Origin of the sequence: Rhizobium sp. T1470, assembly GCF_042140505.1 — a bacterium.
Lineage (GTDB): Bacteria > Pseudomonadota > Alphaproteobacteria > Rhizobiales > Rhizobiaceae > Rhizobium > Rhizobium favelukesii.
This window is the reverse complement of record NZ_CP148092.1, coordinates 1,052,203-1,074,267: the sequence shown is the minus strand read 5'-3', so window position 1 is coordinate 1,074,267 and position 22,065 is coordinate 1,052,203. Positions and strand designations below refer to the sequence as shown.

The following is a 22,065-nucleotide window of genomic DNA, read 5'->3' as shown; positions in this document are numbered from 1 at the left end:
CCGTTTTTGCCGTCACATTGAGATTCCGGACAAATCCCACTCGCCTATAGTGGGTCATACTGAAGCGGAAGGCTTCTGCACTGGCGATTGGAATGAGGCATGACATCTAATCTTTCAACTTCGACAACTTTGTCCGCGCACGACGAGGAAATGACAGGCGCAGAGATGGTGGTGCGGGCATTGGTCGATCAGGGCGTCGAAGTCCTGTTCGGTTATCCAGGTGGCGCCGTTCTGCCTATCTATGATGCCCTGCTCGGCGAGCCTCGGCTGCGCCATATTCTCGTTCGCCACGAGCAAGGCGCTGCTCACGCGGCTGAAGGCTATGCGCGTTCGAGCGGAAAGCCCGGCGTCGTTCTCGTCACAAGCGGGCCAGGCGCGATCAATACGGTCGTGGGGATCGTCGACGCGCTGATGGATTCAATCCCACTGATCGTCATCACCGGCCAGGTGCCAACGCACCTGATCGGCACGGATGCGTTCCAGGAGGCCGATACGATCGGTATCACGAGGTCGTGCACCAAGCACAGTTACCTCGTCAGGAACATCGAGGACCTTCCCCGTGTCATGCATGGGCATTGCGACGACCGGCAGGCCGGGGCCGGTCGTCATCGACATCCCAAAAGATGTTCAAGTCGCGCGGGGTCGATACATCGGTCCTCGGGATTCCAAGCCCTTGCACGTTTACGAACCACAGACAAAGGGCAATCCGGCAAGCGTGGCGGAGGCAGTGCGACTGCTGTCCGAAGCGCGACGGCCCATTTTCTATACAGGTGGCGGCATCATCAACTCGGGTCCAAGGGCGAGCCGACGGCTGAGGGAATTTGCGGCGCTGGTCGGGGCGCCTGTCACGTCGACGCTGATGGGCCTCGGAGCTTTCCCTGCCTCGGATCCTTCATGGTTGGGGATGCCTGGCATGCATGGTGCATACGAAGCCAATCATGCGATGCACGACTGCGATGTCATGCTCTGCATCGGTGCCCGGTTCGACGATCGCGTTACCGGCCGTCTTGACGCCTTTTCGCCGGGTTCGAGGAAGATCCACGTCGATATCGATCCGTCTTCGATTGGAAAGACGGTCCCGGTGGATGTCGGCATTATCGGAGATGCCTCCTCGGTCCTGGAAGACCTGATCGCGGCATGGCCCCGCGATGGCCAAGAGAAAAGAAACGAAAAGCTTGCGCCCTGGTGGCTTCAGATCAATAACTGGCGGGCACGCAGAGCCTTCAGGTACCGCAACTCGTCCACCGTCATCAAGCCGCAATACGCCCTGGAGCGCTTGCGAGCCCTGACGCGTGAACGAGACGTCTATGTGACGACGGAGGTGGGCCAGCACCAGATGTGGGCGGCGCAGTTCTTCCATCTGAACGAGCCGAACCGCTGGATGACATCTGGAGGATTGGGAACGATGGGCTACGGGCTGCCGGCAGCCATTGGCGTTCAACTCGCACATCCAGATAGTCTCGTCATAGACATAGCCGGCGAGGCGTCGATACTGATGAACATGCAGGAGATGTCGACAGCGGCGCAGTACAAGCTGCCTGTGAAGATCTTCATCCTCAACAACGAATACATGGGGATGATCCGTCAGTGGCAGGAACTGCTGCACGACGAGCGGTACAGCCACTCGTATTCCGAAAGCCTGCCGGACTTCGTCAAGCTGGCGGAGGCGTATGGAGCTGTCGGCATCCGTGCCGAGACGCCCGACGAGCTGGACGGCAAGATCATTGAGATGTTGGATACGCCTCGGGCGGTCATTTTTGACTGCCGCGTCGAGAAGACTGAAAACTGCTTGCCAATGATCCCGTCGGGGAAGCCTCACAATGAGATGATCCTGTCTGACGAGGTGGTGGATATGGGCTCGGTGATCACGGCCGAGGGCCGTGCTTTGGTTTGATTGACCTCGAAAGGCGTGAGAAAGCCATGTCGGCGGATACCGATCGCAATGGAGATCAATTGACGCAGGCTACCGGGCTGTCGGACGTGCTCGCGCCCGGCCTTTCAGTTGTTTTCTGCGGACTGAATCCGGCTCTCTCGGCGGTTCTCGACGGACACAATTTTTCGGCGCCGAGCAATCGCTTCTGGCGGGTATTGCACCTCGCCGGATTTACGTCGCGGTTGCTACGGGCGGAGGAAGAGCGCGTGTTGTTGCAGCATGGGTGCGGCATCACAGCCGCAGTGTCGCGCGCAACCAAAAGCGCGAACGAACTGACGTTGAACGACTACCTGAAGGCCGCGCCCGCATTGGAAGTCAGAATGCGAAAGTTTGCACCAGCCAATCTGGCATTTCTCGGGAAGGCAGCGTTCGCAGCGATCAGTGCTCGACGGGATTGCGACTGGGGTAAGCAAAGCGAGGTGTTTGCGGGGGCAAATACCTGGGTGCTGCCGAATCCGAGTGGTCTCAACAGAGCGTTCAGCTTAGATCGTTTGACCGAGCACTACCTTGACCTAAGATCTAGCTTCCATTCGGCAGGATCCGGAAGCGTGAATGGGCGCACAGACGCCCCGATTGATGCATGAGCCGCCTTCGCCGACAATGAACCGAGCCGGACAGCGATCGAAATATGGCCCGGCACATATGTCCGGGGCACTCGAAACAGCCAGGGGCGCACCATGCGTATCGCCATTCTTGCCATTCCAGGGGTTCAAATGCTCGACGTGGCTGGCCCGATGGATGTGTTTTCCGAGGCCACCACGCTGCTGAAGGGGCGGTCCGGATACACCATCAAGATCGTGGCGTTGTCCATGGAACCGGTGACAGCCCTCAACGGCACTCGATTTTTGCCGGACATGTCGATCGAGGAGACCCTTGAGGGCTTCGATACGCTCGTGATCGCGGGAAGCCCCGGCGTCCGCAAATATGAGGACCATCGCGAGTTGGTCGAGTGGATCATCCGGGAGTCGCGTCACGTCCGAAGGCTGGCCTCGATATGCACCGGCGCCTTTCTCTTGGGGAAGGCCGGGCTCTTGAATGGCCGGCGGGCGACGACGCATTGGAATTCGACGTCCCGGCTCGCAGAAATGTTTCCCAAGGTTAGACTGGACCGAATACCGTATTCGTCAAAGACGGGCCCATCTACACAAGCGCTGGCGTCACTGCGAGCATGGATCTTGCGCTTGCCCTTGTCGAGGAAGACTTCGGTCGCAGCATTGCTCTGCGGGTAGCAAAGGAACTCATTCTTTTTCTGCAGCGACCCGGCGGCCAATCTCAGTTCAGCGTACATCTTGAAGCGCAGGTCGCAGAAATCGGCCCGATTCGCGATATCACTCAGTGGATCGTCGATAACATTGCCAATGATCTGTCGGTCGAAACGCTGGCGGCGCGCCTCGCGATGAGCAGTCGCAATTTCGCGCGGACATTCAAGCGTGAGACGCACATGACGCCTGGAGACTACGTCGAGGCAGCCAGGGTCGAAGCCGCGCGAAGAATGCTTGAAGAGAGCGATACACCTTTGAAAAGAGTGGCAAGCATGTGCGGGTTTGCAGATCAAAGTGGCCTGCGCCGGGCATTCATGCGGCGGATCAACGTTACGCCGATTGAATATCGCCAGCGCTTTCGTCCGGCCGAGACGGTCGCCGCAGCTTGACGACGCCGTGACGATGCCAGTTCCTCTGTCACTGAAAGTTATCGGAGCAGGAGGTTATTATGGACAGAAGCTTCACGGCGATGGTGATCGATACCGTGGACGGTAAACCAAAAGGTCTCTTCAAGGACCTCTCCATTGGTGATCTGCCCGACTACGACGTCCTCGTTGAAATCGCCTACTCGACGCTCAACTACAAAGACGGCTTGGCGATCACCGGCAAAGGTCGGATAGCTCGACGAATGCCCATGATTGGCGGCATTGACCTTGCTGGGACGGTCCTGGAAAGCAGATCCCCGAAATGGCAGCCGGGTGACAAGGTCATCTTGAACGGCTGGGGGCTTTCTGAAACCGAATGGGGAGCCTACGCCCGGTATCAGCGCGTCAAGGCGGAGTGGCTGATCCCCCTGCCCGAGGCTTTTTCAATGCAGGAGGCCATGGCGATTGGGACGGCCGGCTATACGTCGGCCCTTTGCGTCGATGCACTCGAGAAATGGGGTTCGATAAAGCCCGGAGAGGGTGAAGTGCTGGTCACGGGAGCGGCCGGCGGGGTCGGCTCCGTGGCGATCGCGCTGCTTTGCGCGCAAGGCTACAATGTCACTGCGTCGACTGGTCGTCCGCAGACCCACGAGTATCTCGCCATGCTCGGCGCGACAGGGTTTATTGACAGAGCAACGCTTCAGGAAAAGGGCCCGCCTCTTCAAAAGGAACGTTGGACGGGCGGCATCGACAGCGTCGGTTCGGACACCTTGGTCAATGCGCTTGCTCAGACGGTTCGTGGCGGCGCGATCGTCGCTTGTGGACTTGCTGGGGGTGCAGATCTCAATGGCACAGTAATGCCCCATATACTTCGGAGCGTGACGCTGATCGGCATGGATTCCGTTGTGGCTCCGCTCGAGCAGCGCCTAGCGGCATGGAAACGCCTGGCACGCGATCTCGATAAAGAGAAGCTCAACAAGATGACAACGGTCGAACCAATGTCAAAGCTTCCGCAACTCGCCGAGGACATTATTGCGGGGAAAATTCGCGGTCGCGTCGTCATTGACGTCGCTCAAGTCTAGCCTGCGCCCCGCCTGCCGCCGGCACGGGACGCACAGCTTTATAGATCACGCATTAGCCCTTTTAAGAAAACCGCGATCGATTCTTCGTTGCGCTTGTAGAAGATCCATTAGCCAATGCGCCTGGTGGTCACGAGTCCTGCTCGGCTCAGTGTCGCGAGATGACCGGACACGGTCGACTGCGCCAAACCACAACGCTGGAACTGGTTGGCGCAGACGCCCATCCCCACCGGATGCTCCTGAATTCCGAAGTGTTTCTCCGGCACCAGGCGCCCATGTTCTTAGGCTCCTCCTGGCACCACACGATGCTCGCGGTGGGAAACCGCGCGAGCTCCGCTGCCAGCGCTCTAGCCGGGAAGGGGTAGAGTTGTTCGACACGCAACAGATAGACGTCGTTGATCGCGCGCTTGGATCGCTCCTCCTCAAGGTCGTAGTAGACCTTGCCCGAGCACAGCAGCACCTTGCGGATCTTGGCGTCCTTGACCAGCTTCGTCGAGCTCTCGCCGCCCATCTCGCTGTCATCACGCAGTATCCGAACCGCGCGCCAACGTCCAATTCCGATAGATCCGATTTGCACCGCTTGTGCCGCAGGAGGCTCTTCGGGGTCATGAGGATCAGCGGCTTGCGGAAATCGCGCGTCAATTGCCTTCTCAGAACGTGGAAATAGTTGGCTGGCGTCGAACAGTTGGCTACCTGCCAATTGCCTTCGGCCGAACTCTGCAGGTAGCGTTCCAGGCGAGCCGAAGAGTGTTCCGGCCCCTGACCATCATATCCATGAGGAAGAAGGCAGACGAGACCCGACATCCGGAGCCACTTGCGTTCGGCAGACGACAGGAACTGGTCGAACACCACCTGGGCCCCGTTTGCGAAGTCGCCAAACTGAGCCTCCCAGACAACCAAGGCTCTCGGCTCGGCAAGCGAGTAGCCATACTCGAAAGCGAGAACCGCCTCCTCCGACAGCATCGAGTTGAACGTCTCGCAGGGCGCCTGTCCAGGGCGGATGCTGCTCAGCGGCATGTAACGTGTGCCGGTCTCCTGATCGATGATCACTGAATGGCGCTGCGAGAACGTCCCGCGTTCGCTATCCTGGCCCGACAGTCGGACAGGATAGCCGTCGTCGGCCAGTGATCCGAGCGCGAGCGCTTCTGCCGTCGCCCAATCCATACCCTTGCCCGCCTCGATAGTCTTCCGCCGCGCCTCGATGAAGCGACCGACTGTCGGATGCACGTTGAATCCTTCGGGAAGGGTCGTGATCTTTTCCCCGATGGTTCTCAGCCTGGTCGTGTCGACGCCCGTCGGACTGTCGGGTTCCTCATCGCTCTCCGATTTGCCCGACCCGAGCCCGGCCCATTTTCCATCCAGCCAGTCGCCCTTCTTGGGCTTGTAGGATTTCGATGCTTCCAGCTCGGCGTCGAGATACTCAGACCACCTTGCGCTAGCGTCCTCGATTTCGCTCTTCCCGACGAGGCCTTCTAAGATGAGACGCTCCGCATAGATTTCCAGCGTGGATTTATGTGAGCGGATCTCCTTGTACATCGCCGGCTGAGTGAACGATGGCTCGTCGCCCTCGTTGTGACCGAAGAGCCTGAAACAAATCAGATCGATGACGACCGGTTTGTGGAATGTCTGGCGATATTCGATCGCGAGCCTTGCAACACGAGCCACCGCCTCAGGATCGTCGCCGTTCACATGGAAGATCGGCGCTTCGACCGTCTTCGCCACGTCAGACGGATATGGCGACGACCTGGAGTAGCTCGGATCCGTCGTGAAGCCGACCTGGTTGTTGATGATCAAATGAACCGAGCCGCCGGTTCGATACCCCTTCAGACCCGACAGGCCAAGGCTCTCGGCCACGACCCCCTGCCCGGCGAAGGCCGCGTCCCCGTGGATGAGGAGAGGCAAAACTGTCGCTCGCTCGACCGAATCGTTGCGCTGCTCCTGCTTCGCGCGAACCTTGCCTAGAACCACCGGATCGATGATCTCGAGATGGGAGGGGTTTGCAACCAAGGACAGGTGAACCGTCTTGCCGCCGAATTCCCGGTCCGATGACGTGCCGAGATGATACTTCACATCGCCGGATCCCTCGACCTCGTCGGGGAAGAACGAACCACCTTTGAACTCGCTGAAGAGTGCGCGGTGAGGCTTGCGGATCACTTGACTAAGGACGTTTAAGCGTCCGCGATGTGCCATTCCGAAGACGACCTCGGCCACGCCGAGCGCGGCACCGCGTTCGAGGATTTCTTCCAGCGCAACGATTGTCGTTTCCGCACCGTCGATGCCGAAGCGGGTCGTGCCTACGAACTTCTTATTGAGGTAGCGCTCGTACCCCGTGACCTCGACGAGCTTCTTCAGAATTGCGCGCTTGCGGTCCGGCGTCAGCTCCGGAGTTGTGTTCCTTGCTTCAACGCGCTCTTGAATCCATCCTCTTTGAACCGGATCGGAAATGTGCATGTACTCATAGCCGATGGTACCGCAGTAGGCGCTGCGCAAAGCCGCCACTATCTCTCTGATCGTAGCGCTCTCGACCCCGAGGGCGCCGTCGATGAACACCGCACGATTAAGAACATCGTCACCGAACCCGTATGACGTAGGGTTCAGTTCCTCATCATTCTCCGGGGCCTTTAGGCCCAACGGGTCGAGGTTGGCGTGGAGATGACCACGCATCCGGTAAGCGCGGATCATCGTCAAAGCGCGGGCGGTATCGCGGTTCGCGGTGAGCATTTCGCTTTCGGACACGGCACCAGTTCCGGCCTTTCCTCGACGGTAAGCATCCTTGTCCGCCCGCGCCCAATCCCCGTCCAGGGCGGAAACCAGGTCGCCATTCAATGGAATGGGCCAATTTGCCAATTTCCAGGAGGCGCCCTCCACGGTGCGTCTTACGGCTGTTGCATCATCATCCAACGAGCTGAAAAAATCCCGCCACTCTGCACCGACCGAGCTGGGATCCTCCAGATAGCGGGCTTGCAAACTCTCGATGTAGGATGCGTTGACGCTATCGAGAAACGATGTCTGCGAGAAGATTTCATTGGCTGGTTGCCGATCGATCGCATGGTTCATCTCAGCATTCCTTGTCTTCCAATCATTCCAGGCACAAACGGCAGTGAATGAATGGCGGCTCTCTACAGTGTTGAAACAGGCAGCGCGGGACCACCACGCGGTCTCGATCGGCGATCTGCAAGCCAGACTGGCTTAAAGAGCCCATCTGCGCATCGCAGAGAGGAGTATAACGGTGGCGCGGTTGTCCGACATTGGAATGAAAGGGCAAAACCGGACAAACTTGGCTCATATACCGCCGAGGTCGGTGTTCGTGGCGTCAAGCCGCGAAGATCGCCGTTGCAAACAGCGCGCCTCATGCGACAAGGAGGAGGATCGCTGAAATCTGAGCGAATGCCAATTGTACGAAGGTGTCGAACGATCTGGTCCGGCGAGGCCCTGATCAGTTGGAACCCGAATCTCGCGGAAGCCGTCCTTCTCCAATAGCATAACCTACCATGATCCCAGCCGACCCTAAGGAGCCGCATCCAAGGGCACATTGAAGGAGTATCACGGCGGCGGCGTCGCGTTTGGCAGCCGGAAGGCTACGCGCTGCCAGTCGGTTCTGAGGGTCGCGACGCATTCTTTTGGAGCCTACCGCTCGCGGAAATCCGCGAGAGCCAGCGCGCAATCCTAGGCGCAGCCTAATTTAGTTGCCGCTTCTTCCGGAAAAGCACCCAAACCGCAGATGACTTGCGATCCGATCTCGGCGAGGACGCCAGGTCGTTAATCGCCTGCTCGCAGTTCGGGCAGTTTAGTTTTCGGCAACGGATGACCGGCTTTCGATTTGTCGGAACACGCGCTTGCGTCAGTCGGTATCGCTGCTCGCGTTCGCGAGAGTGCATCCGGGCTTGGCTCGCTTGAGACAACAAGTCATGTCGGCATGCATGTTCCGCCTGTCCCACCCTCGGCATCCTCACCTAAAAAATGCATCCACGGGATGCAAGCTGCATCTTTCGGCGAATAATAATGTTCATGCTCTTGCCGGAGTTCTTTGCTTTCGTCAGCAGTTTAGCGCAAGTTTTCGGGCTAAGCTTGCCGTCCGGATTTTTCGGAGTTGTTTGCTCGGAGATTGTCGGGCGTGCTGCCATGCCTTGGGCGGCGACATATGCCGGCACGAAAAAAAGGGGGGCAAGGCTGATCACCAGCACATATCTAACCTTAAGCATTTGTGGGCTTTCTTATTCCTCGAGTGACGTGTGGTTGAGGACGAACTATCTCAATCCCCAGAGTATTGCTCGGTCAGATTGCCCCCAAGATTCGAGTTCGATAGTGGCCTGTACTTCTTAGCAAGGCGCAGTGCCCTCTCATCTTTTTCATATGTCAGATAAGGCTCCAGCCATGCGAGCTGAAAGGGCTCCAACGTCTCGCTGCCCATGGAAAAGGACTGCTCAGTTCCGGCCTTAGCCGCTGCGAGTTCCGGTTTTTCGACCGCCGAAAGCGTGAAATCCACGATCTTGGCAAGCTTTCCATCACACACGGCAAAGCTATCGGCTGAATGGCCTTTCAGGAGTACTGCATTGACGACCAGGGGCGCCACCGCGTGCAATTGATAGTGCAAGGCTTTGTCTCCTCTCTTCATTTCGAAGGGAAGCGCTCCAGCCTCGTCGGCCGAACAGACGACCATCTCCGTTGACTTCGCACCCCAGGCAACCTGCTCATCGTCATTTGTCGCCAGACCGATTTGCGCGACCGCAAGTCCGGCCCAGGCGCGAAGATTGTTCTGCGACGCCATCGGTGGCGCGTCATTGTCGAAGAAGGATTCCAGCTTGCGGCCAAGGGACGCCAACCACGCCTCGATTTCCACTTTCTGCTTGCTCGGCGGTGGCGTTAGGGCCTTCGCTTCATTGTAGGCAATTGCGATCCCGGCCAGGCGCGGGGAAATGGCGAGCTTCGCATTCATCGTGCCGAGATCGGACAAGGCGCCGGCATTTGCCCATGTAGCCAGTGCGGTATAGAGACACCGGCGTTTCTCGATGTCGGAGGGCTTGGTGGCAGACGATCCGTGAGAGAGTGCGGCTACTGACCTGACAAAGAGATCTATGGGTCGTAGGGCCTTGTTGACAGCTGCGTTGCTTTCCTGGTCAAGCTCTGAGCGGGACGCGTCACCCTTTTCATAACGGCTGCCAAGCTCAAGGCTTGTAACCGGCGTGGGCACTCTCGGGCACTTCTGTTCGGCCTGTGCAGGATGGTCGCAAACGGCGAGCAGCCCCAGTGCCAACGGCGAAACAAGAGCACCCTGACGAAGCTTGCCAAGCCCCTTAATCCATACCGGGCGGGAAACATACCTTCTCATCTAGTTCACCTTCATTGCCATGACAGCCAGCATTTCGTTTGCTTGCTTGTTGCCGAGACGCGCTGCCTTTTCCAGCCAGGCCTTCGCCTGAGGCAACGACGGCTGCGTGCCGATTCCGTAGGCGTAGTTCTGCGCCAGCAGCACCATTGACTCCGCATCGCCTTTGTCCGCCGCCTTCTGAAACAGATCCGTGGCGTTTGTGGCGGCCTCCGCACCGGCATTGGTCGCAAGCTTCAGCTTTGCGAATTCGCGCATCCCGATAGGGTCGCCCGTATCTGCCGATCGTTTGTAGATCGACGCAAGATCAACGCGTGCCAAAACAAGTTGGTAGATGCTCTTGTGCGATCGCGCCAAGCCGGTCAGGCGGCTAGCAACCCGTTCGGCCGGAGCATGTTCGATAACATCGACCATCAGTTCGGTTGCTTTCTCAGGCGAGAACTGTTGGTTCTGTTTGTCGGTGTAGGTTTTCAAGAGGTGCTGCTCGGCCTTCGCGTCGCCGCCGCGGGCCGCGATTTCGAACAGGCGCATGGCGCTGTTGCGTGCCTCTGCCGATGCAACTGCAGCATAGACTTCAGCCAACAATCGTGCTCTCCACGGTTTTCCCTCCGAAAAAGCCTCGCCAACATCCATCCAGGCGCGCGATCTCATTGGCTGACCGAGATCCGAATAGGCATGTGCCATTGAAAGTGCCGAATCGAACGAGCAGTCCATGACGCTTTGAGCGCGCAGCAGGTAACCCTGTTTCAAATTGACATCGCTCACCTGCCGGGCCGCGAAAATCAGCGCGTCAGCATCCCCGCGATCGGAGATGGCCGGCAGGTATTGCTTGTAGACGTCAAGGGGCACAGCAAACTTTTCGGCAAGCAGTTGCATGGCCCTTCCGTTGCCGTTTGCAGCTTCCAAACGCAGGTTCTTTTCGGCTGAGGCCGCAAGGGTCGGGTCATCCCTGAACGAGGACAGGATCAACTCGCCAGCCCCGACCCGCGCAGCCGGGCTGCCCCGATCGGCAGCAGCCAGAAGTCGGTCGAGCGCGGCACGTTTCTTGCTGGCATCATCGCCCACCGCCTGCAGCATCAAGGCGGCAAACGCCGCCTCGGCGTCCGGGCTCGTCGACAAGCGCTCGTCCCACTCTTTGATAGCGTGAGCGTCCGTTCCAATTGCCTTGAGATACCAGAGGTAGGCAGCAATCAACTTTGGCTGGCCATTCAGTGCACCCGATTGAAGCAGGGCTGCTGCAGACGTGTTCGCTTGATGAGCAAGCTCCTCGATGTCTTCGACTGACCATGCGCCGCCCTGCGTTCCCTTGGCGGCGTTCGCCCAATAAGCCGCCTGCTCGAGGCGAGGTCCGTCGGGCGCGTGACACAAGTAGGCATCGCGCAGATCATTCATGGTGTCGGTCCGGCCGAAGTTGTCAAGGAGCGCCAATAGAAGGTTGATCCCCTCGTCGAAATTCCCCTCGCCAGTGCTGCCCATGCGAATGGCGGCCAGACTGTGCATGGACGTCATGTCACGACGCTCGGCTCCTTTGGCGAAGAGCTGGCTTACCCGGTCGCGAGATTTCCAATAGCCATCCGTCTCGATTGCAAGGTTTGCGAGCCTGGCGAAAACCCAACCGGGCGCATCGTTTAGTGACGCGAGTTCGTTCAACGCTTGAACATACTTCTCCCGGGCGTCCGGCGCGTCGGAGTAAAGGTTTGCGAGCCTGATCAGGCTGCTGCGATGACCTGATGCCACAGCCTGACGATAATAATACTCGGATTTCTCAAGATCTTTCGGAATGATCGCCCCGATCTCGTAAACGTGGCCGAGCTCGGACTGAGCGGCAACCACACCATGGTCGGCCGCGAACTTGAGGTAGCGCATCAGGACTGCGTTGTCCTTGCGGATATCGGAGCTTTCCATGTGATAGCGAGCGACCTTCCAGGCGGCATTGCCGTCTCCGAGGTCGGCTGCAAAGCGCAACCACGCCTCCGAGATCGTGCGGTTCTGTTGAACCACTTCCCCCTTTTCATACTCTCTGGCAATGCGCGCGACGCGGTCGCAAATTCCACTGTCAAGTTTTCCGACCATCGCGCCGAAGGCCATTGTTATGGCGAGCGATGGGTCAACCGTCCAACCCTCGATGCTCTGTCCGTCGAGGTTTCGTTTGGCAAGCTGCAGGAGCGCATTTGGATTTCCGCCATAGGCGGCGTTGACGAGGTAGGAGAGCGCCTTTGTCGTGTCTTTCTGATCGGTAACGCCGTTCAGGATCAGCTCGGCGGCTAGGTCCAGATCCTTCGGCGTACTGGTTTCCGCGTGTGCGACGAAAGCCTCGATCGCTCCGGTGTCCTTCAGCTCATCGATCTTTCCCGCCCGAAGGTAGAGTGTGATCCTCTCCGCCTCCAAATCCTGTGGTTTCATGTCGGTGTTCAGGCCGGGCAGCAGTTCGATCATGCGTACGATGACAGGAAAATAGAGATCCGGATCGATGTCGCGAAGTCGTTGCGCCTCGCGCTGAACCAGCCACGGTGCCATCTTCGGAAGCGACTTGCGATCCCAGGAAAGCCATCGATCAATGACCTCTCCATCCGGCGCCCGTTGAATACATATCGGCTTGACCTCAACCTTGGGCGGCAGGAATTCGATGGCGACTGGACCTGCCCGCACCTGGCCGGCGGTCGCTGCGAGCCATAGGCACGCCGCAACGGTCCCGACAAGCGAAGAAGGAATGCGTCGAAAGGCATGAAACGACATCATTGTCCCCTATTGGCTCAAGTGGTTTTCAGCGGCGACGACGTGGTAGTCGCCCTTGCTGCCTGAGAGAACGATGGAAAACCCCGCCCGTCTCTTCAGGTTGATCTTTTCGGTTTCGGCGATCGTCTTGCCGTCCTGCTGGATAACGAAGCCGAGACTGAGCGGCGCTCTTAGAGATACGCTCTGAGAGGTTCCGGAGGCGACCGCCTTGAGTGCAGTTGCATTCGCAGCAGGCACGACCAGATCGACTGTTTGCAGGTCAGTGAGATTGTAAAGATAGACCTGAGCCTTCGACGGGTCATCCTTGACGCCATCGACGTAAAGTTTCCCTTGTCCATCTGACAGCTTGGCATAGGTGTAGTATTTGCCTGGGTCGGCGGTCACCTTCGTGCTCTCTGAGCCGATGGACATGTCGACGTCACCAGGTTTGACGGTGACATAGGGTGACACCCCTTCGGTGAAATTTGCGACCTGAGCACCAGCGATGACGGCCGACGAGGCATTAATGTCGACAATGCGGATGAACGATCCGTTCGGGTCAACGGGCTTGCCGTAAAGCCCGGCGTCTTGCGCCAATCCAATTACGGGCGTGGCCAAAGCCAGCATCGCGACGCAAAGAGCTGCACATGTGCGAGATATGATCATTTCCATCACCTTGCTTTAGGACTGCAGACACTGACCGCCGCGGCATCCGCAGAAAGGCGGTCAAATTCGAGATTGATGCGCTGCGGGGCCTCACGGGCAAAGTAGCGAACCGGAAAATAGAAGCGGCCGGTCGAGATCATTCGGTCCGCGCGCAGAATATTGCTCTCGAACTGGTGGCCGTCGCTCAGCTCAAAACGCAGCGTCGCTCGCCGACTATGCGCATCGCCTGAAAACGCATAAATCACCGCCGAGTCCGAGACTTCGCCCTCACCGATGGCAACGCTGATCACATTGGCGCTGGGATGTGAAATTTTCTCACTATCGATCGTCCGGCAGCTTTGACGCGCCGCGGCCGAAAGCTCGATCAAAGGCGCATCGCCGAATTTGCCGAGATTGTTGTAGATCGGGTTCTCCCAAATCAGAAATCGGGGCCGGTTCGTCTGGAAGGCTTCCGATGTGAGATAGGATGTGATCGACCCGAACTGGTTGCCCCCTGAAATCGAATAGTTCGTCACAGGGGTTGAGAGGGCCTGCGAGAGAAAGCCCGCGAAATTTGAGGCAGGAAGATCAGAATAGCTCGTGCCGACCAGGGCGACGGTACCGCCCGAAGCGTCGTTGCCAAAGATGTCGGCTGTGGTGTTTTCGCCACCCGTCTCAAAGGTTTCGTACCCCTGTGTCTGCGGCAGGGGCAATGCATCCTTGCAGCCGGACTGCAGCAATCGACGCATCGTGGAAATGATCGACAAGCGCGTGGTCGGCTTTGTCTGAAAACTCGCCTTTTTGAGGTCGTCCGAACCTGGAAGAGCCCGGATCGCTGCAGCGATTTCCTCTGCGGACACGCGCGCACCCGACGATGTCCAGTGAAAATCAGCCTGGAAGAATGGCGGCTCATCACCGGCGTCTTTTCTTAGCCTTTCCAGCAGATCAACCGTAGCGATGCCATGATCGCGCAATCGCTTGATGACATCGTCATAGGCTCTTTTTGCAACGCCGTAGTCAAAACCGTAGTCACTTATTGCAGTTTCGGGCAGATATTGCGGCAGGACGAGGCTTTTGGTCGGTATCGGAACAAAGACAAGCGTCGTTCCCCCCGCCTCAAGCGCCTCTGCGAGCAATGCCACTTCGTCGGCGGTGTGCTCCGACAGTTGCTGCTCCATGCGCAGGTCCGCAATGACGCGATAGAAAAATCCCTTCTCTCCCTCGACAACGGCAAGTTGTCTGTTGGTCTCAAGGCCTGCGCATTCGAAAGCAGAGGACGCGGCGTGGCCGGTCCCTGCCGACGCCAGCGCAATGGCGACTGCCGCCAAGATCCGGGAACACAAGGTCGATCGACTAATCCAGTGTATCATTGCGAAACCTCGAGAAGGTTCGTTGGTTCTTTCTCCAACCGGCGCAAAACGGCGGCGGCGATCGCGCTCGTGCTTGGTTCAGCACTGTCTTTTGCGATCGTCAGGAAGTGCCTCGCCTCTTCCTTTTCCTGATCGCCCGCCAGGCCCTGGGAGATCATGGAGATCGCCAAATTGAGCGCAGTCTTCGAGTCACCCCCGGCGGCCGCCTGCCGCTCAAGGCGCAAGACCTCGTCGGGCTTGGCTCCGAAAGGCCGGCCACTCTTGTAAAATTTGACGAGTTGTGCGGCTGCCACGGGATTTCCACGGGACGCATGGTCGCGAAGCGTCTTTTCAGCCTGCGCAAGGCGGGGCTCACTGACTGTCTCTGAGGTTGTGCTGAGCAGTCGGGAAAGCGGAGCAACTGCTCCTGCGCGGCCGGTGCTAGATGCAATGGTGTAATAATGGATCGCGTCGGCCGTCAGCTTCGGATTTGCTGCAAGGCGTTTGGCGACGTAGATCGCCGCTACACCGTCGCCCCGGTCGGCGAGCATCTGCAGCTCTTTGTAGGAAACACGCTGGCGGGCAATCATCCGCCGACGGATTGCCTGCAAGGCGGGGTCCTTCAGTTGATCTGTTTTTGTAACGCCCTGATTGAAGCCTTGCCGATAGCGCTGATCCGCTGCCTTTGATTTCGGGTCGGCGCCCGCAGCCGCAAACGCAACACCGCATCCGTTATTGACGCCAATGCTCAGAGCGACCAGCAGTATAAGGAAGCGCATGTGTCTACTCCTCAACAACGGGTGGAGGTGCATCCCAAAGAGCTGGCTCGGTCAAATAGCGAACCGGAAACTCCCAAAGCACTGTCGGTTGTCCTTGAATCTGCTGGCTGGTCTCCAGAAATTTATGCATGGGAACGACCGGCCCGCGGCCGATCTCGGCGACATTCAAGACGTTGGCGCCAAGCGCAGCTTCGAGATAAGCGGAAAAGGACCAGGTATCGTTGGCACTGTAGCTGGTGCCGACCAGAACGACGGGAAATGTTTCGTCCTGTCCCAGGATATCGATGATTGACCCTGCATCGTCCGGTGACGCAGTTTGCGGGGCGACGACTTCGTTCTTCAATCCGATCGACGGCGCCAATCTTGCACCGGTCACGAATTTGACGAGGTCGCCTTCAAGCGCCCGGTTTGGCTCGTCCTTGAGGACAAAATGCGTCTGTCCCACAATTCGCGAGGAAGCCGCGATCGCACCGGCGACGGCCTTGGCTCCCGCAGGCGTCCAATGCGTGTCAGTCTTGAGAAAGACGTTATCCTGCGGTTTTGCACGCTGTAGTGCTTCCCTTGCATCAACGACGTCGATCTGTGCCGCAGACAGTGCATCGATGAAATCGGTGTATCGACGCTCTGCGATCGAGGCATATCGCTGATCCGTCAGATATTCACGGTAAACGTCGCTCTTGGCAGGCAGCGGTACGACAATCAGTCGCTGACCTCGGGACCGTAGAGCTTCGGCGACCTTCGAAATCTCGCGAACGCCGCTCGAAATGCCGCTGTCAGCGTTCGCGGCGCCGCGAAATTCCTCCTCGGAAAACAACCATCCGTTTTTTCCAACGACCACTCCACGACGCCCTTCGCCGAAAAGGACGTAGCGAGCAGCGCCGACGAATTCGACCGCAAACTCGCGGTGTGGCAACTCGGTCTTGTAGACGGCCTCGAGCGTCGTTCCGATCAGCCCGTGGCTCAGTTGGCCGACGTTTGCGGGGAGCTGCGAAATAGCGCCGAGCAATTGGGGGCGAATGTCGACATTGGCAAAGACCCCATAGCCGAACAACATCACCGGAAGCAGCAGTCTGGCAGTTGTTTGTTTAGCGTTGATCTGCATTGGCGCCTCAAAACTGAAAATAGAGAAACGGCGAGTGGTTGGCCTCGGCAAGCTTCAGGATCGTTACTGTTGCAAGCAAGGTCAGCATCAACGGCACTGTGATCGATTGACGAAGCGTCGCGGTTCCATCGGTACCTGGCACGGCAACCCCTGTCCGATCGAAGGTCTGAAGATAAGGCTCGCTTGCAACGACTGCGCATCCGATGGCCAGAGTGAGCAGCCCTTCGTGAGTGATGTCGAGGAGCAATTCCGGTCGCGCCCAAAACCCATTCAGCCCAAGCATACCGGCATAAAGCTCCAATGCGACACCGACGCTCTCGGCCCGGAAGAGGACCCATCCCAACAAGACGATCAGCAGGGTGAGTGGCAGCGCTATCCATTTCGAGGTTGCTATCTTATTCCAGCCTGTGGCGCGTTCGAGCGCCAGCCAGCCACCATGCCATCCGCCCCAGAGAACGAAGGTCCAGTTGGCGCCATGCCAAAGCCCACCGAGTAGCATGACCAGGATCAGGTTGAGATAGGTTCGAAGAGGACCGAGGCGGCTTCCGCCGAGCGGAATGTAGAGATAGTCTCTCAGCCAGTTTGACAGACTGATGTGCCATCTGCGCCAGAATTCGGTGATGCTCCGGCTGAGATAGGGCATGTCGAAGTTCGGTGCGAAGCGGAACCCGATCATCAGTCCGAGGCCTATCGCCATGTCGCTATAGCCGGAAAAATCGAAGTAAAGTTGCATCATGTAGGCGATGGCGCCAAGCCACGCCTCAATCAGGGTCGGGTGACCGCTCGAAAAGATGCTGTCGGCGATCGGCGCAATCGGATCAGCAATCAGTACTTTCTTTGCAAGGCCAATGACGAACAGAGCCGAACCGTCGCTAAACTTCTGGATGGTGTGATCGCGATGTTTGAATTGGTCGGCGAGATCCTTGAAACGCAGGATTGGGCCAGCAATGAGCTGCGGAAACAGAGCCTTGTATGCGGCAAGATCGATGAAGTTGCGCGTGGCGGGCGTTTCCCGGCGATAGACGTCGACAAGATAGCTGATCGACTGGAAGACGTAGAAGGAAATACCGATGGGAAGGATCAGGCGCCAGTGAATACCGAGCCCGTCCGCATCCGTCCCAACGAGAGCGGCGAAACTATCGATGAAAAAGTTCAGATATTTGAATACTCCGAGCACCGTCAGGCAGCCGGCGATACCAACGGCGAGCAGGATTTTCCCTGCGGGCCGGCCTAGATTGCGCTCGACTGCGATCGCAAAGACATAGACCCACACGGTTGTTGCAAACAGGAGTGCGAGGAAATCCATCCGCCACCACCCGTAAAAAATATAGGACGCAATCAGAATGGTAAGGGAGCGCGCCGCAATCGGGGTCGCGTAGTAGGCCAGCAGGAATGTCGGAAGAAAGAGAAAAAGGAAGACCTCGGAGGAAAAAACCATGATTTCAGGGTCCCTTCTTGGCGATGCAAGCGGAAAAATCGACTGCGGAAAACTGGGAGAAGTCATCCGGAGCGGTTGGCACGGTTGCCTTGATCTTGAATTCACCAGGCTGGTCTGATGCAGCAAACTCCAGCAATCCACCGAGGTTCGTTGCGAAGTCTCCGTCGGCGACGCGCGGCAGCTGTCGACTGAAGTCGTTTGCCAGAAGGCTGACTTCCCCAATTGCCGAGCCACTCAATCCGAAGCGATTGCTCACAAAGTTGTTGTGCGAAACGCGAAGCGATGAATGCTCGAACTGACCTGAAATCGCCAGGCCGGCGGAAGCATTTCCGAGGAGATCATTTTTCTCCACGTTGCCGTTGAGGACGGAACGCATCGCAATGCCACGGGAAAGATTTGCAAGCACGACATTGCGTTCGATCGCAACGCAGGCGGCACCATCCACGCTAATTCCGGTCAGCCTCGATCTGCCGACGAGATTGTCGGAAATCCTCACCTCGGTCGATCCGCCGTCAACCAAAATTCCGTTACCTGGACTGCCAATGATGATGTTGTGGGAAATGTCGAGATGGCTTGAACCATCGGTCACCTTGATGGCGTGCGCCCCGGATCGTTGCGACACGATGTTGTCGGCGATACGCACGTTGCGTGCCGCCTTGACCAGCACCGCTGTCTGAGGACCATCGACAAAGCGATTTCCGACGATGTCGAGCCCGCTTACGCCGGCAAGCGCGACACCAGCACCATCCTTGAAGATGTTATCCTTGAGTATGGAGCCCGTTACAGATGACGAAAACTGTTGATGTGTGAAGGCCACACCGCTTCCTTCCAGGAACCCGGGAAAGCCCAGTCCGGTGATTTCACTTCGGCTTACCAGTGTGGCTCCGCCGAAGGTTGTCAGCAGGAACGGCCGAAATCCGCTGTTCTTGGCGCCTGTCACACCAAGGTATGCGCCATCGATCTCCAAAACCCCGGTATTGACAACAAATGCGCCTTGGCTGCCGTCGACCGCCAACCTTTCGCCAGGGCCGATTTTCAATGCGCCGCCAGTCCAGATGAAGATGGGGCGATGGGCGACGTACCCCTCTGGACCCTTCTCGAGATAGTCATCAAAGCCCTTCGTTTGCAGGACCTGTCTGACGTCTTCGAGGCTGAATGAGCCGCTTTCGATGACGATTGCGGCAGCCTGAGGGGCCGGCTGGGCCTTTAAACTGGCTTCCACGAAACCCTGGCTTGCCGGCAAGCCGATCCGGCGCAGGAGAATATCGACCGGCGAACGACTAAGGCGTTTCTGGGTATCTGGGAAATTAAGTTGGCCGGCCTGACCTCCAGCCCGCGACGGTTCAATACCAGCCAGTTCATGGGCACGCCTGAATATCTCGCCCGACGATACATCCAAGCGCTGGGTATCTTGCTCGAGACGGTCCAGCCCTGGCCAGTACAGGCTCTTCTGACCCGCCGCCGTCGCCCAGGGTGAGCCCGCGAGGCAGGCGACAAGTGTCGCGATCGCCGCAAAACGACTAGGCATAATCAGCAGCCCTCACGTCGTAGGGGATGGTTGCAAAAGGCTGGCTCGGCAAGCCAAGGACGCTGGCGTTGCCACAGCTGATTTCAATGACCTCGGAAACGGTATCGGAGGTATTGACCAAGACCGCCTGTCTGCCCGTCGCAACCATGGCGGACAGGCCGGGGGTCAGCTCAGACTGCGTTTGGTCGCCGATAAGCCGCACCCCCCCGCGGATAACGGCCAGGATCCGAGACACGCCTTCCTCACCAACAAGCGTGACGGTCTTTCCGCCATCGACACTCAAGAGGTCCATGGCGAAACCCGGGCCGGCCTGCATCGACTTTATGGTGCCCCATTCGGTAACCTGGCTACGGTGGTTTTCCGCTTCGCGACGCTTGAGCGTTACGAGGTGCTCGACAATTCTCTTCACGTCCTGGGCGCTTGACTTGTTGGTGACGAGGAGTGCGTCGTCGGTATCGACGACCACCACATCGTTCATGCCGACAACTGCGACCAGGCGCTCTCCGCCTCGCACCAACGAGCCGCGCGTATCGAACAGGACGACGTCGCCGGAGGTTACGTTGCCGCTTTCATTTTTCATTCCGATCGAATGGACAGAGGTCCAGCCACCGACGTCGTCCCATTCGATTGCAGCGGGCGCCAAGGCAATGTCCTTGCAGCGTTCAAAGACCGCCTTTTCTGTCGGCTGGCTGTCTGCTGCGATAAAATGCCGTTCGTCGAGCAGTAGGCCAGCCTCGGTTTCAAGCGGTGAGGCGGACTGGAGAGCAGCACTGACGGCAGCAAATGTCGACGGATCGTGACGCCGGTATTCCTCAATCAGCTTGCTCGCCCGAAACATGCTGATGCCTGATGCCCAGTACGCAAAACCGGTGTCGATGAGCGACTGAGCAATTGCTGTACTGGGCTTCTCAATGAAACTTTCGACGCGGTGCAGGCCGGGATAGAGATCGAATTGACCGCCATCCATGACGTAGCCATATCCCTTTTCGGCATAGCTCGGTTGGATGCCGAAGGTAACAATAAGCCCGTCCAATACTGCACGGTGCATTTGCGCAATGAGGCGATTGAGCTCGCCCTTGATGACATGGTCAGATGGCAGGACGACCAGCACCGCGTCAGGTTTGGCGCCAGCAAGATAGAGCGATGCAGCCAGCACCGCCGGGCCCGTGTTCCTCGCCACCGGCTCCGTGATAATGTGCGCTTTGCTCTGGATTTCACGGAGTTGACGCGCAACCGTCTGCACATGGCGGGATCCCACGCAGACGATCGGATCAGAAAACATATCGGCGCGATGGCGTTGAACCGTACTCTGAAAGAACGTCAAGGAGCCTTCGCCGTTGACCGGCTGGAACTGCTTTGGCTGGTGGGCGCGCGAAAGTGGCCAGAGACGAGTACCGGACCCGCCGCATAGGATCAGTGGATGAATGTCGCTCATTTCGTACCCCGGAAATAGGACAGGCTATTTGTCATGGCTCTCACCCATCCGGGCGAACCGTCCAATCGCACCACAACAGGCGTTCCAGGTGGCACGTCTGGCAGGGATTCAATGGGAACAAGCGTTACCGGCAGCAGATCACCTGAGGGGGCGCCGGCGCGATCGACAAGAACGTTGGCATCGACCTTCCTGCCATCGCGAGTCTCGATCTGCGCCGTTGCGCCCCCCGCCAATCGCCGCAACTCGGGCCCGGTCAGGCTCGATTGCACAACAAGTGGAGCCCCATGCTTGTTCACATTGAGGATCGGTTGACCCACGAGGACGGTCGCTCCTCGCTCGATGCCGGTCGTTTGAACCTCGCAGTCGCAAGGCATGCTGACCGTTACGGCAACACCCGTGGATGCCAGGATGGAATAGGCCGGTTTTCCACTGGGAGCACTGGAATTGATGAAGTCGACCTGGCCACTCGCCGTAGCCTTCATCGTTAGACCCTGACGCTGGACGAGGGCCGGCGCATTTACTTCCGTCACATAAAGGCGGTTGTTCAAGGCAGTGGCCGTCAACAATATGAGGGCAATCGAGGCCAGGCCAACGCTGAGCGTTCCAACTATTCTAGCCAACGCGGCGCTGCGTGGCGGCCGGACTGCGGCGGAAGTGGGTGCCTTTTCTTTCTGCCAGGCGCTCGTCGCGCCAATCAACCCATCGAAGGTCACGTGGTCGCCCGCTAGCCAGCAGTTCAGGAGATAGCGTATCTGCGGCATATGCTGGCCGGTCGGGTCCCGGAAGCGCAAGGCAATTGCTCCCGTTTCACTGTCGCTTGATGCAACGACGACGTCGATTGGCAATGACAGCGAAAATCCGTTGAAATTGAACCGAAAAAGAGCAAGTTTGCTGGCGCCCGCCCAATTTGCCGCAGCAATTCCGGCAATTCGCGCTCCCACCATTGAAAGAGTAACCCCTTCATAGGCGCGTCCATCGATCGCGACTGAGAACGGTATGCGCAGGCTCGGATGTTCATTCGCGTCGGCAAAATCGGGCGCCTCACCTGTATCCTTGTCCACTGAAAGCACTTCCTTTTCGCGATGGTCGATTGTCGTCATCAGAGATCC

The 22,065-nt window shown here is 58.2% G+C and carries 16 protein-coding genes and 3 pseudogenes; 5 read left to right on the top strand and 14 right to left on the bottom strand.

Features of this window, described 5'->3' with window-relative positions:
- Positions 1 to 114: 114 nt before the first annotated feature.
- Positions 115 to 276: a hypothetical protein gene (locus tag WGT02_RS26340; RefSeq protein ID WP_339151238.1), complete on the bottom strand. Its 162-nt coding sequence runs from the start codon at positions 274 to 276 to the stop codon at positions 115 to 117.
- Between WGT02_RS26340 and WGT02_RS26335 the strand changes: the two are divergent.
- The 5 genes and pseudogenes from WGT02_RS26335 to WGT02_RS26315 all read left to right on the top strand — a co-directional run bounded on the left by WGT02_RS26335 (position 205) and on the right by WGT02_RS26315 (position 4,642).
- Positions 205 to 1,894, top strand: a pseudogene (locus tag WGT02_RS26335) (acetolactate synthase 3 large subunit). The gene WGT02_RS26340 and the pseudogene WGT02_RS26335 overlap by 72 nt on opposite strands.
- Before the next feature lie 26 nt (positions 1,895 to 1,920).
- Positions 1,921 to 2,517 carry a G/U mismatch-specific DNA glycosylase gene (gene mug, locus WGT02_RS26330; protein ID WP_024315928.1) on the top strand — a complete coding sequence of 199 codons (597 nt, stop codon included), beginning with the start codon at positions 1,921 to 1,923 and terminating at the stop codon, positions 2,515 to 2,517.
- 93 nt (positions 2,518 to 2,610) lie between these two features.
- On the top strand, positions 2,611 to 3,162 hold the full coding sequence (locus WGT02_RS26325) for a GlxA family transcriptional regulator (RefSeq protein ID WP_208247442.1): 552 nt from the start codon (positions 2,611 to 2,613) through the stop codon (positions 3,160 to 3,162).
- A complete protein-coding gene (locus tag WGT02_RS26320) occupies positions 3,102 to 3,584 on the top strand; it encodes a GlxA family transcriptional regulator (protein ID WP_208247440.1) in 483 nt (160 codons plus the stop codon). The genes WGT02_RS26325 and WGT02_RS26320 overlap by 61 nt, the downstream gene beginning before the upstream one ends.
- A gap of 59 nt (positions 3,585 to 3,643) precedes the next feature.
- On the top strand, positions 3,644 to 4,642 hold the full coding sequence (locus WGT02_RS26315) for an MDR family oxidoreductase (RefSeq protein ID WP_208247438.1): 999 nt from the start codon (positions 3,644 to 3,646) through the stop codon (positions 4,640 to 4,642).
- Between the two features lie 38 nt (positions 4,643 to 4,680).
- Here the strand turns inward: WGT02_RS26315 and WGT02_RS26310 are convergent.
- From WGT02_RS26310 to WGT02_RS26250, 13 genes and pseudogenes are all read right to left on the bottom strand, one after another.
- A pseudogene (locus WGT02_RS26310) lies at positions 4,681 to 4,902 on the bottom strand (ArsR/SmtB family transcription factor); the annotation flags it as partial.
- 2 nt (positions 4,903 to 4,904) lie between these two features.
- Positions 4,905 to 7,684, bottom strand: a pseudogene (locus WGT02_RS26305) (2-oxoglutarate dehydrogenase E1 component); the annotation flags it as partial.
- A gap of 908 nt (positions 7,685 to 8,592) precedes the next feature.
- A complete protein-coding gene (locus WGT02_RS26300; protein ID WP_208247437.1) occupies positions 8,593 to 8,823 on the bottom strand; it encodes a hypothetical protein in 231 nt (76 codons plus the stop codon).
- A gap of 68 nt (positions 8,824 to 8,891) precedes the next feature.
- Entirely contained in the window at positions 8,892 to 9,968 is a 1,077-nt protein-coding gene (locus WGT02_RS26295; RefSeq protein ID WP_024315923.1) for an alginate lyase family protein, read from the bottom strand.
- On the bottom strand, positions 9,969 to 12,704 hold the full coding sequence (locus WGT02_RS26290; protein WP_339151207.1) for a tetratricopeptide repeat protein: 2,736 nt from the start codon (positions 12,702 to 12,704) through the stop codon (positions 9,969 to 9,971). It lies immediately after the preceding gene.
- Between the two features lie 6 nt (positions 12,705 to 12,710).
- Positions 12,711 to 13,346, bottom strand: coding sequence for an alginate O-acetyltransferase AlgF (locus WGT02_RS26285; RefSeq protein WP_208247433.1), 636 nt, complete (start codon positions 13,344 to 13,346; stop codon positions 12,711 to 12,713).
- Between the two features lie 5 nt (positions 13,347 to 13,351).
- Positions 13,352 to 14,695, bottom strand: coding sequence for an alginate biosynthesis protein (locus WGT02_RS26280; RefSeq protein ID WP_208247432.1), 1,344 nt, complete (start codon positions 14,693 to 14,695; stop codon positions 13,352 to 13,354).
- Positions 14,692 to 15,453 (bottom strand): hypothetical protein, encoded by a 762-nt coding sequence (locus WGT02_RS26275; protein ID WP_208247430.1) that lies wholly within the window; start codon positions 15,451 to 15,453, stop codon positions 14,692 to 14,694. The genes WGT02_RS26280 and WGT02_RS26275 overlap by 4 nt, the downstream gene beginning before the upstream one ends.
- A 4-nt stretch (positions 15,454 to 15,457) precedes the next feature.
- Positions 15,458 to 16,555, bottom strand: coding sequence for a hypothetical protein (locus tag WGT02_RS26270; RefSeq protein ID WP_208247428.1), 1,098 nt, complete (start codon positions 16,553 to 16,555; stop codon positions 15,458 to 15,460).
- A gap of 7 nt (positions 16,556 to 16,562) precedes the next feature.
- The gene (locus WGT02_RS26265) at positions 16,563 to 17,993 is read right to left on the bottom strand and encodes an MBOAT family protein (RefSeq protein WP_208247426.1); all 1,431 of its coding nucleotides are present in this window, start codon (positions 17,991 to 17,993) and stop codon (positions 16,563 to 16,565) included.
- Positions 17,994 to 17,997: 4 nt separating this feature from the next.
- Positions 17,998 to 19,521 (bottom strand): right-handed parallel beta-helix repeat-containing protein, encoded by a 1,524-nt coding sequence (locus WGT02_RS26260; protein WP_208247424.1) that lies wholly within the window; start codon positions 19,519 to 19,521, stop codon positions 17,998 to 18,000.
- Positions 19,514 to 20,956, bottom strand: a complete 1,443-nt coding sequence (locus WGT02_RS26255; RefSeq protein WP_024315915.1) for a sugar phosphate nucleotidyltransferase — start codon at positions 20,954 to 20,956, stop codon at positions 19,514 to 19,516. Before WGT02_RS26255 ends, WGT02_RS26260 begins: the two co-directional genes overlap by 8 nt.
- The gene (locus tag WGT02_RS26250) at positions 20,953 to 22,056 is read right to left on the bottom strand and encodes a hypothetical protein (protein ID WP_208247422.1); all 1,104 of its coding nucleotides are present in this window, start codon (positions 22,054 to 22,056) and stop codon (positions 20,953 to 20,955) included. Before WGT02_RS26250 ends, WGT02_RS26255 begins: the two co-directional genes overlap by 4 nt.
- Positions 22,057 to 22,065 lie beyond the last annotated feature (9 nt).

What these genes read in the sequence shown, in the direction of transcription:
- WGT02_RS26250 (WP_208247422.1), bottom strand. Translation starts at nt 22,056, where the DNA reads ATGACGACAATCGACCATCGCGAAAAGGAAGTGCTTTCAGTGGACAAG.
- WGT02_RS26325 (WP_208247442.1), top strand. Translation starts at nt 2,611, where the DNA reads ATGCGTATCGCCATTCTTGCCATTCCAGGGGTTCAAATGCTCGACGTG.
- WGT02_RS26260 (WP_208247424.1), bottom strand. Translation starts at nt 19,521, where the DNA reads ATGCCTAGTCGTTTTGCGGCGATCGCGACACTTGTCGCCTGCCTCGCG.
- WGT02_RS26295 (WP_024315923.1), bottom strand. Translation starts at nt 9,968, where the DNA reads ATGAGAAGGTATGTTTCCCGCCCGGTATGGATTAAGGGGCTTGGCAAG.
- WGT02_RS26320 (WP_208247440.1), top strand. Translation starts at nt 3,102, where the DNA reads ATGGATCTTGCGCTTGCCCTTGTCGAGGAAGACTTCGGTCGCAGCATT.
- WGT02_RS26280 (WP_208247432.1), bottom strand. Translation starts at nt 14,695, where the DNA reads ATGATACACTGGATTAGTCGATCGACCTTGTGTTCCCGGATCTTGGCG.
- WGT02_RS26285 (WP_208247433.1), bottom strand. Translation starts at nt 13,346, where the DNA reads ATGATCATATCTCGCACATGTGCAGCTCTTTGCGTCGCGATGCTGGCT.
- WGT02_RS26290 (WP_339151207.1), bottom strand. Translation starts at nt 12,704, where the DNA reads ATGATGTCGTTTCATGCCTTTCGACGCATTCCTTCTTCGCTTGTCGGG.
- WGT02_RS26270 (WP_208247428.1), bottom strand. Translation starts at nt 16,555, where the DNA reads ATGCAGATCAACGCTAAACAAACAACTGCCAGACTGCTGCTTCCGGTG.
- mug (WP_024315928.1), top strand. Translation starts at nt 1,921, where the DNA reads ATGTCGGCGGATACCGATCGCAATGGAGATCAATTGACGCAGGCTACC.
- WGT02_RS26315 (WP_208247438.1), top strand. Translation starts at nt 3,644, where the DNA reads ATGGACAGAAGCTTCACGGCGATGGTGATCGATACCGTGGACGGTAAA.
- WGT02_RS26275 (WP_208247430.1), bottom strand. Translation starts at nt 15,453, where the DNA reads ATGCGCTTCCTTATACTGCTGGTCGCTCTGAGCATTGGCGTCAATAAC.
- WGT02_RS26265 (WP_208247426.1), bottom strand. Translation starts at nt 17,993, where the DNA reads ATGGTTTTTTCCTCCGAGGTCTTCCTTTTTCTCTTTCTTCCGACATTC.
- WGT02_RS26340 (WP_339151238.1), bottom strand. Translation starts at nt 276, where the DNA reads ATGGCGCAGCCGAGGCTCGCCGAGCAGGGCATCATAGATAGGCAGAAC.
- WGT02_RS26255 (WP_024315915.1), bottom strand. Translation starts at nt 20,956, where the DNA reads ATGAGCGACATTCATCCACTGATCCTATGCGGCGGGTCCGGTACTCGT.